At 71.9% G+C, this 9,606-nt stretch carries 8 protein-coding genes; 7 read left to right on the forward strand and 1 reads right to left on the reverse strand.

What is annotated here, in order from left to right:
- The first annotated feature begins 3 nt into the window (after nt 1-3).
- From cobW to FOY91_RS19525, 5 genes are read left to right on the forward strand one after another with little or no spacing between them, the layout of a single operon-like run.
- The gene (gene cobW, locus FOY91_RS19505; protein ID WP_145155474.1) at nt 4-1,059 is read left to right on the forward strand and encodes a cobalamin biosynthesis protein CobW; all 1,056 of its coding nucleotides are present in this window, start codon (nt 4-6) and stop codon (nt 1,057-1,059) included.
- Complete coding sequence (gene cobN / locus FOY91_RS19510) at nt 1,059-4,775, forward strand: cobaltochelatase subunit CobN (protein WP_145155464.1); 3,717 nt, start codon at nt 1,059-1,061, stop codon at nt 4,773-4,775. The genes cobW and cobN overlap by 1 nt, the downstream gene beginning before the upstream one ends.
- Complete coding sequence (gene cobO, locus FOY91_RS19515; protein ID WP_145155466.1) at nt 4,772-5,374, forward strand: cob(I)yrinic acid a,c-diamide adenosyltransferase; 603 nt, start codon at nt 4,772-4,774, stop codon at nt 5,372-5,374. Before cobN ends, cobO begins: the two co-directional genes overlap by 4 nt.
- Nucleotides 5,371-6,006 carry a 5,6-dimethylbenzimidazole synthase gene (bluB, locus tag FOY91_RS19520; protein ID WP_145155468.1) on the forward strand — a complete coding sequence of 212 codons (636 nt, stop codon included), beginning with the start codon at nt 5,371-5,373 and terminating at the stop codon, nt 6,004-6,006. Before cobO ends, bluB begins: the two co-directional genes overlap by 4 nt.
- Nucleotides 5,990-7,327: a cobyrinic acid a,c-diamide synthase CobB gene (locus FOY91_RS19525; protein ID WP_145155470.1), complete on the forward strand. Its 1,338-nt coding sequence runs from the start codon at nt 5,990-5,992 to the stop codon at nt 7,325-7,327. The genes bluB and FOY91_RS19525 overlap by 17 nt, the downstream gene beginning before the upstream one ends.
- On the opposite strand, the gene FOY91_RS19530 is transcribed toward FOY91_RS19525, so the two are convergent.
- Nucleotides 7,312-8,154, reverse strand: a complete 843-nt coding sequence (locus FOY91_RS19530; RefSeq protein ID WP_145155472.1) for an ABC transporter substrate-binding protein — start codon at nt 8,152-8,154, stop codon at nt 7,312-7,314. The two genes, FOY91_RS19525 and FOY91_RS19530, sit on opposite strands and share 16 nt — an antisense overlap.
- Before the next feature lie 158 nt (nt 8,155-8,312).
- On the opposite strand from FOY91_RS19530, the gene FOY91_RS19535 reads away from it, so the two are divergent.
- Together FOY91_RS19535 and FOY91_RS19540 are read left to right on the forward strand one after the other, a co-directional pair.
- Nucleotides 8,313-9,272: a FecCD family ABC transporter permease gene (locus FOY91_RS19535; protein WP_145155476.1), complete on the forward strand. Its 960-nt coding sequence runs from the start codon at nt 8,313-8,315 to the stop codon at nt 9,270-9,272.
- A gap of 5 nt (nt 9,273-9,277) precedes the next feature.
- Nucleotides 9,278-9,606: ATP-binding cassette domain-containing protein (locus FOY91_RS19540; protein ID WP_145155478.1), on the forward strand; the 329-nt coding region annotated here is incomplete at its 3' end.

A 9,606-nucleotide genomic window follows, 5' to 3' on the forward strand; every position in this document is an offset into this window, starting at 1 on the left:
CCGATGTCCCGTATCCCCACCACCGTCATCACCGGCTTCCTCGGCGCCGGCAAGACGACCATGATCCGACACCTGCTGAAGAACGCCAACGGCCGCCGCCTCGCGCTCATCATCAACGAATTCGGCTCGGTCGGCGTCGATCGCGATCTGGTGCGCGGCTGCAACGATGCCGATTGCCCGGAAGAAAATATCGTCGAGCTGGCCAACGGCTGCATCTGCTGCACCGTGGCCGACGATTTCCTGCCGACGATCACCGCGCTGCTCGACCGGCCGAACCCGCCCGAGCATATCATCATCGAATCCTCGGGGCTGGCGCTGCCCAAGCCGCTGGTGAAGGCGTTCGGCTGGCCCGAGATCCGCACCCGCGCCACGGTGGACGGCGTGATCGCGCTGATCGATGCCGATGCGGTCGCCGCCGGCCGCTTCGCCAGCGACGAGGAGGCGCTGGCGGCGGCGCGCGCGGCGGACCCGTCGCTGGATCACGACAGCCCGCTGGAGGAGCTGTTCGAGGACCAGCTCGCCTGCGCCGACATGGTGGTGCTGAACAAGGCCGATCTGGTCGATGCCGACACGCTGGCCGACATCGAGACCCGCATTGCCGCGGCCACCCGCGCCGGCGTCGGCATCGTGCGCGCCGCCCACGGCGCAGTCGATATCGGCGCGCTGCTGGGCATCACGGCAGCGGCCGAGGACGATCTGGCCGCCCGCCCCTCGCACCACGACGCGGAGGAAGACCACGACCATGACGACTTCGCCAGCTTCGTGATCGAGGCGGGTGAGATCGAGCGGCCCGCCGCCCTGCTCGCCACGCTGGCGCGGGTGATCGAGGCGCACGACATACTGCGGATCAAGGGGCCGGTGGCGGTGCGCGGCCGGCCGGCGCGGCTGATGGTGCAGGCGGTCGGCCCACGCATCGAGCATTATTTCGACCGGCCGTGGGGCGGCGAGGCGCGCCGCTCGCAACTGGTGGTGATCGGCCAGACCGGGCTGGACGAGGCCGCGATCCGCGCCGCGCTGGCCGCCGAGTTCGTCGCGTCCGAGCCGGTGGCCGCCGCCTGATGCACATCCTGTCCGCCACCCCCGGCACGATCGACAGCGGCGACGAGGCGATCGACCTCGGCCAGACGCCGGGCGACATCGTGCTGCTGACGGTGGCGGACAGCGACCTTGCCTGCTTCGCCCGCGCCGCCGACCTGTTGGGCGACGCCGCGCCCGGCGTGCGGCTGGCGAACCTGCTGCGGCTGAAGCACCCCTATTCGGTCGATCTGTACGTGGAAAAGGTGATCGCCGGCGCGCGTTTCGTCTGCGTCGTGCTGCTCGGCGGCAAGGGTTACTGGCCCTATGGCATCGACGAGATCGCGCGGGTGGCGCGCGAACGCGGCATCGCCTTCGCCGCGCTCGCCGACGGGTGCGAGAAGGATCCCGACCTCGATCGCGCCTCCACCGTGCCGGCGGATATGCGCGATCGGCTGTCCGCCTACCTGCGGCAGGGCGGCGTCGGCAACGCGATCTCGTTCCTGCGGACCGCCACGCGGCTGATCGGCGGCGATGCCGGCACGCCCGACGAGCCGGTGCCTGTCCCAGATGCCGGCCTGCACCGGCCCGGCAGCGAGCGGCCGACGCTGGACGAGGTGCGCGCGCGCTGGATAGCCGGGCGGCCGGTGGCGCTGTTCGTGTTCTACCGCGCGCTGCTGATCGCCGGCACGCTGGAGGCGGTGGATGCGACCGTCGCGGCGTTGGAGGCGACGGGGCTGAACGTGGTGGCCGTCCACGTCCGTTCCTTACGCGAGCCGTTCGCCACCGAGGTGCTGGCCGGCGTGATCGACGCGACCCGGCCCGACGTGATCCTCAACGCCACCGCCTTCGCCGCCTCCTCCCCCGGCGAGGATCGCAAGGCCGGCGTGCTGGAACGCGCCGACTGCCCCATCCTGCAGACCCTGTTCGCCGGCATCGAGGAAAGCGCCTGGGCAGCGAGCGCCCGCGGCCTCGGCCCGCGTGACCTGGCGATGCACGTCGCGCTGCCCGAGGTGGACGGGCGGCTGTTCACCCGGGCGATCGCGTTCAAGGCGGCGGCGCGCTTCGATCCGCGCACCCAGTGCGACATCGTGGTGCCGCGCGTGGCGGCCGGGCGTCTGCGCTTCGTGGCGGCGCTGGCGGCCGGCTGGGCGCGGCTGCGACAGACCCCGCCGGGGGAGCGGCACGTGGCGCTGGTGCTGGCCAACTCCCCCAACCGCGACGGGCGGATCGGCAACGGGGTGGGGCTGGATACGCCGGCCAGCACCGCCGCGATCGTCTTGTTGCTGGCCGACGCCGGCTATGCCGTGGGCGATGCCCCACGCGAGGGGGCGGCGCTGATGGCGCACCTGCTGGGCGGCGTCACCAACGCCGGTCGCGGCGCGAGCGACGCGATGTTGTCGCTCGCCGATTACCACCGTCTGCTGGACACCATCCCCGCCGCCGCCCGCGCGGAGATCGAAGGCCGCTGGGGTGCGCCGGAGGACGACCCGTTCGTGCGAGGCGGCGCGTTCCATTTGCCCGCCCACCACTTCGGCAATCTGGTGATCGCGGTGCAGCCGGCGCGCGGTTACAACATCGATCCCAAGACCAGCTTCCACGATCCGGCGCTGCCGCCGCCACACGGTTACCTCGCGTTCCACCTGTGGCTCAATCATGTGTTCGCGGCGCAGGCGGTGGTTCATGTCGGCAAGCACGGCAACCTCGAATGGCTGCCCGGCAAGGCGCTGTCGCTGGACGAAACCTGCTTCCCGGAGGTGTGCGCCGGGCCGGTGCCGCAACTCTACCCGTTCATCGTCAACGATCCGGGCGAGGGCACGCAGGCCAAGCGGCGGATCGGCGCGACGATCATCGATCACCTCACCCCGCCGCTCGCCCGCGCCGAGAGCTATGGTCCGTTGCGCCAGCTCGAAACGCTGGTGGACGAATATTATCTCGCCGCCGGCATGGACCCGCGCCGGCCGGAGCGGCTGCGCGGCGACATCCTCGATCTGGCGCGCGGCGCCGGGCTGGACGTGGACGCCGGGATGACCGGCGACGGCAACGACGCGCTCGCCACGCTCGACAACTATCTGTGCGAGCTGAAGGAGATGCAGATCCGCCACGGCCTGCATGTCTTCACCCGGTCGCCCGAAGCCACCCTGCGCGACGAACTGCTGCTGGCGCTGGCCCGCACCCCGCGCGGGCACGACCGGCCGGGGCAGGCATCGCTGCTGCGGGCGATGGCGGACGATCTCGCGCTCGGCTTCGATCCGCTCGATTGCCGGATGGGCGATGCCTACGACGGACCGCGCCCCGCCGTGCTCGCCCCGCTCTCGGACGATCCGTGGCGCACGCTGGGCGACACGATCGAGCGGCTGGAGTTGCTCGCGCTCGGCCGGCTGGCTGCCCCTGCCCCGCTCGGCCCGTGCAGCGATGTGGTGATGGCGGAGATCGCCGCTTCGCTTAGCCCCCGCGTCGCCGCCTGTGGGCCGGCGGAGGCGGCGGCGCTGCTGGCCGGACTGGACGGGCGCTTCGTGGCGCCCGGCCCGTCCGGCGCGCCCACCCGCGGGCGGCCGGACGTGCTGCCGACCGGGCGCAACTTCTACTCGGTCGATACCCGCGCGGTGCCGACCGCGACGGCGTGGGATCTCGGCTTCCGCTCGGCACAATTGCTGGTGGAGGATTATCTCCAGCGCGAGGGCGATTACCCCGCCAGCATCGCGCTGTCGGCCTGGGGCACCGCCAACATGCGGACCGGAGGCGACGACATCGCACAGGCGCTGGCGCTGATGGGCGCGCGCCCCCGATGGGACTGGTCGTCCGGCCGGGTGACGGGGTTCGAGCTCATGTCCGTCACCGAACTCGGCCGCCCGCGCGTGGACGTGACGTTCCGCGTCTCGGGCTTCTTCCGCGATGCCTTCCCCGAGCAGATCGACCTGATCGATTCCGCCGCGCGCATGGTGATGGCGCTGGACGAACCGGAAGCCGACAACCCCGCCGCCGCCCGCCACCGCGCCGAGACGGCCGGGCTGATCGATCGCGGCGAGACGGCGGCCGGGGCGGCGCGACGCGCGGGCGTGCGCGTGTTCGGATCGAAGCCGGGCGCCTACGGGGCCGGACTACAGGCGATGATCGACGAGAAACTGTGGCACGATCGAGCCGATCTGGCCGGGGTCTATCTGCAATGGGGCGGCTATGCCTATGGCGGCGGGATCGAGGGCGAGGCCGGGCAGGATCTGTTCGCCGCGCGCCTCTCGGGCATCGACGCGGTGGTGCAGAATCAGGACAATCGCGAGCACGACCTGCTCGACAGCGACGATTACTACCAGTTCGAGGGCGGGATCGCCGCCGCCGTGGAGCATCTGGCGGGGCGCAAACCCGTTTCGTACCACAACGATCTGAGCCGCCCGGAAAAGCCGGTCGTCCGCACGCTGGAGGACGAGATCGGTCGCGTGGTGCGCGCCCGCGTGGTGAACCCCAAGTGGATCGCCGGGATGATGCGCCACGGCTACAAGGGTGCGTTCGAGATCGCGGCGACGGTCGATTATCTTTTCGCCTTCGCCGCCACCACCCACGCGGTGCGCGACCATCACTTCGACGCCGTCCACGCCGCCTTCATCGAGGACGAGACGGTGCGCGCCTTCATGGCCGAGGTGAACCCGGCCGCCCTGCGCGAGACCGCCGCACGGCTGGCCGAAGCGCTCGACCGTCGCTTGTGGAAACCGAAATCGAACAGCGCGGGCGTTCTGCTCGCCGAACTTCAGGAGTCAGCGACATGACCATGACCGACGAGCGCCACAACGAGAAGATGCAGAAGAAACAGGCCGCGCATGAGAAGATCATGGCGAACAAGACGCAGGAAAAAGGCCTGCTGATCGTCCACACCGGCAAGGGCAAGGGCAAGACCAGCGCCGCGCTGGGCATGGTGACGCGCGCGATCGGCCACGGGATGAAGGTGGGCGTCGTCCAGTTCGTGAAGGGCGCGTGGGAGACGGGCGAGAAGAAGGTGTTCGATGCCTTCCCCGACGTGATCGAATTCAAGGCGATGGGCGAGGGCTTCACCTGGGACACGCAGGATCGCGCGCGCGACATCGCCGTGGCGCGCGAGGCGTGGGAGGAGGTGAAGCGGATGATCGCCGACCCCGCCTACCGCATGGTGCTGGCCGACGAACTGAACATCGTGCTGCGCTACGATTACCTGCCGCTGGACGAGGTGATGGCGGTGCTGACGGCCAAACCGGCGGACAAGCATGTGATCGTCACCGGCCGCAACGCACCGGAGGCGCTGATCGAGGCGGCGGACCTCGTGACCGAGATGACGATGGTGAAGCACCCGTTCCGCTCCGGCGTGAAGGCGCAGCCCGGCATCGAATATTGAGCACCCCGCCCCTGTTCGACGACGCATTCCGCGCGCAACTGGCGACGTTGTTCGCCTGGCGCCGCGACGTGCGCCATTTCCGCACCGATCCGCTGCCCGACGAAACGGTGGCGGCGCTGCTGGAGACGATGGCGCTCGCCCCCTCGGTCGGCAACGCGCAGCCGTGGCGGATTGTCCGCGTCCGCTCCCCCGCCCTGCGCGAGATGCTGGCGGCGCATGTCGACGCCGCCGTCACCGTGGCAGGGGCGGCCTACGACGATGCGCGCGGGCCGCTTTACAAGGGTTTGAAACTGCACGGGCTGCGCGAGGCGCCCTTGATCCTTGCCGTTTTCTCCGACGAGGCGCCGTCCACCGGCCACGGTCTGGGGCGCGCGACGATGCCGGAGGCGCTGGTCTATTCCACGGTGATGGCGGTTCACACGCTGTGGCTGGCCGCGCGGGCGCAGGGGATCGGGCTGGGCTGGGTCTCGATCCTCGATCCGGCGGCCGTCGCCGCGATGCTCGACGTGCCGGCGCAGTGGGCGCTGGTAGGGCTGCTGTGCCTCGGCCTGCCCGCCGACCCCGCGATCGAGCCCGAACTGCAACGGCGCGGCTGGCAGGCGCGGGAGGCGCTGCATGTCGTCGATCGCTGAGCCTCCGCTCGCCGATCGACCGCTCGCCGACGGCCTGCTCGTCGCCGCGCCGCGATCGGGCAGCGGCAAGACGGTGGTGACGATCGCACTGCAACGCGCGCTGGCCCGACGCGGCCTGCGCGTCGCCGGCGCCAAGACCGGGCCGGACTATATCGACCCCGCCTTCCATGCCGTCGCCACCGGCCGGCCGGCGCTGAACCTCGACAGTTTCGCCATGCCCCCGGCGATGCTCGCCGCGCTCGCGGTGCGGGCGGGGATAGCGGCGGACCTGATCGTGGCGGAGGGCGCGATGGGCCTGTTCGACGGCGTCGCCCGCCCCGGCGCGACCACCGGGGCCAGCGCGGAGGTGGCGCATGCGCTCGGCTGGCCGGTGCTGCTGGTGCTGGATGCGGGCGGGGCGGCGCAATCGCTGGCCGCCGTCGCGCACGGCCTCGCCACCTTCCCGGGCGGGCCGCCGGTCGCCGGGGTGATCGTCAACCGCGTCGCCAGCCCGCGCCACGGGCGGATGGTGGCGGCCGGGTTCGCCGGGCTGGGCCTGCCGCTGTTCGGGCTGATCCCGCGCGATCCGTGCATGGCGCTGCCCTCGCGCCACCTCGGGCTGGTGCAGGCGTGCGAGAGCGAGGCGATTTCCGACCGGATCGACCGGATGGCGACGCTGCTGGCCGACACCTGCGATCTCGACGCGATCCGAGCAAGCGCACGCCCCACCCACGTAGCGGCGTCGGGTGGCCAAACGCTCCGCCCGCCCGGACAGCGTATCGCGGTGGCGCGGGACGACGCGTTCGCCTTCCTCTACCCGCACCTGATCGAGGCATGGCACGCGGCCGGCGCGACGATCGCCTTCTTCTCTCCGCTGGCCGACGACGCCCCGCCCGACGAGTGCGATGCCTGCTGGCTACCCGGCGGCTATCCCGAACTGCACGCCGGCCCGCTCGCGGCGAATGCGCGCTTCCTCGCCGGCCTGCGCCGCTTCGCCCAAACGCGCCCGGTCCACGGCGAGTGCGGCGGCTACATGGCGCTGGGCGAGGCGCTGATCGTTGCGGACGGTACGGCCCACGCGATGGCGGGGCTGCTGCCCGTCGTCACCAGCTTCGCCGCGCGCAAGCTGCACCTCGGTTATCGCTACGCCACGTGGCGGCGGGCGATGCCGTTCGCGGCCGCCGGGTCCACCAGCGTCGGCCACGAATATCACCACGCCACGATCGTCTCGGCCGGGGGCGAGCCGCTGGCGAACATGACCGACGGCGAGGGTAACCCGATGCCGCCCGCCGGCAGCCGCGCCGGCCAAGTCACCGGCACCTTCTTTCACCTCGTCGCATGATCCGCCGCGCGCCCCTGCGCGGCGAGCAGCGCCACGGCCTTGGGGAAGCCCGCCCCGCCGCACACCGTGAGCGCCTGCGGGATATAGAGCCTGTGCGTGGCCGGCACTGCGCGCTCCAGCAGCGGATGGTGAAGCTGCGCCGTGCCGCGATCGCGCACGCGACGAGTGCCGCTGTCCATCACGACGAAATCGGGGCGGGCCAGCGCCAGCTCCTCCAGCGACAGCGTGGAAAGCGCCGGCTTGCCCAGCCTGCCGGACAGGTTGACCAGACCGACGCGACGGAACGCCTCGTCCACCAGCGTGCCGGTGCCGGTGAGGTAGCCGCCGCGCTGATAATAGGCCGCCACCCGCCCGCGCCCCGGTGGCGGGCCGATCGCGGCGAGATCGTGGCGCATGGTGGCGATCAGCCGCTCGCCGCGGTCGGGGTGGCCGGTGGCATCCGCGATCGCGCGCACCGTCGCGACGATGCCGTCGAACCCGTCCTTGGCGGGCAGTTCCAGCATCGTCGCCCCCTGCCCCTTCAGCCGCGCCAGCACCGCCTTGGTGCGGAACGGCGCGCCGACGATCAGGTCCGGCTTCAACGCGAACACCTCTTCGGCGGTGCGGTGGGTGAAGGGCAGCCCCTTGGCCCGGTCGGCAAAATAGGACAGGCCGGGGTCGCGCGCCCATTCGGTCAGCGCGGCGATCTGGCCCGGGTCGGCCAGCGCGATCAGCAACTGATCCGCGCACATGTTGAGCGAGACGATACGGGTCGGCCGGACCGGCGGCGGCGCGGCCCCCAGCAGCGGGATCAGGCACAGCAGGGCGAACAGGCGGCGCGCGGGCATCGGGGAGAGGCTTTCTTCGGGCGGATGGTACGGCTACGGCATGGCGGCAACCCGCCCGGGACACAATCGTGACGGGCCAAGACCGATCCGAAACGAGGTCCGCCGTGTCGCCCGCTCCCCCCGCCGCTGTCCGCGCGACACACTGGCTCATCCCCGCGATGGTGGTGGTGCTGCTGGTCGGCACGGGCGCGTCGCTGCTCGTCGGCCCCGCCCCCATCGCGCCCGGCCGGCTGCTGGCCGCGCTCGGCCCGCACGGCGATCCGATGGTGCGCGCGATCGTGCTGGAATTCCGCCTGCCGCGCACCCTGCTGGCGCTGCTGGTGGGGGCGATGCTGGGCGGCGGCGGCGCGAGTTTGCAGGGCTATCTGCGCAACCCGCTGGCCGAGCCGTCGGTGCTCGGCGTGTCAGGCATGGCCTCGCTCGGCGCGGTGGTGGCGCTGTATTATGGGCTGGCGGATGGCCACGGCTGGGTGCTGCCGCTATTCGCCGTGGCGGGCGCGCTGGCGGCCCTGCTGCCGCTGCTTCGCCTGTCGGCGCGCAGCGAAGGGCCGCTGGCGCTGATCCTCGCCGGCGTCGCGATTTCGTCGCTGGCGGGCGCGGGCATCAGCCTCGCGCTCAACCTCGCGCCCAATCCGTTTGCCGCCTCCGAGATCATGAGCTGGCTGCTCGGCTCGCTGGAGAATGCCTCGACGAAGGACCTGTGGATCGCCGCGCCGTGCGTCGCCGTCGGGCTGGCACTGCTGCTGCGCGACGGCCGCGCGCTCGATGCGCTGAGCCTGGGCGAGGACAGCGCCCGCACGCTGGGCGTCGATCTTCGCGCGGTGCGATGGCGGCTGCTGTTCGGGCTGGCGATCGGCATCGGCGGGGCGGTGGCGGTGTCGGGGACGATCGGCTTCGTCGGACTGATCGTGCCGCATCTGGTGCGCCCCCTCACCGATCGCAGCCCCTCCGCCTCGCTGCTCCCCTCCGCGCTCGGCGGGGCGCTGCTGCTGCTGCTGGCGGATATCGCGGTGCGCGCGATCCCCTCGTCCACCCCGCTGAAGCTGGGCGTGCTGACGGCGTTTCTCGGCGTGCCGGTGTTCCTCCACCTGCTCGCGCGGGAGCGGCGTCTGTGGTGATGCCTGTGACGACTCTGGCGATCGAAACCCTCTCCGCCCGGCTCGGCGGGCGCACCGTGGTGGACGGGGTGAGCGCCACGCTTTCCGGCGGCGGGCTGGTCGGGGTGATCGGGCCGAACGGCGCGGGCAAATCGACGCTGGCGCGCGCGCTGCTGGGGCTGGTCCCGCCGTCGCAGGGCCGCGTGCTGCTGGACGGGGCGGATGTCGCCACGCTCAAACCGGCCGAACTGGCACGGCGCATCGCCTATCTGCCGCAGGGGCAGGCGCTGCACTGGCCGTTGTCGGTGGAGCGGCTGGTCGCGCTCGGCCGGCTGCCCCACCTCGGCCCCTTTTT

This window comes from Alterirhizorhabdus solaris (assembly GCF_007785815.1).
Lineage (GTDB): Bacteria > Pseudomonadota > Alphaproteobacteria > Sphingomonadales > Sphingomonadaceae > Alterirhizorhabdus > Alterirhizorhabdus solaris.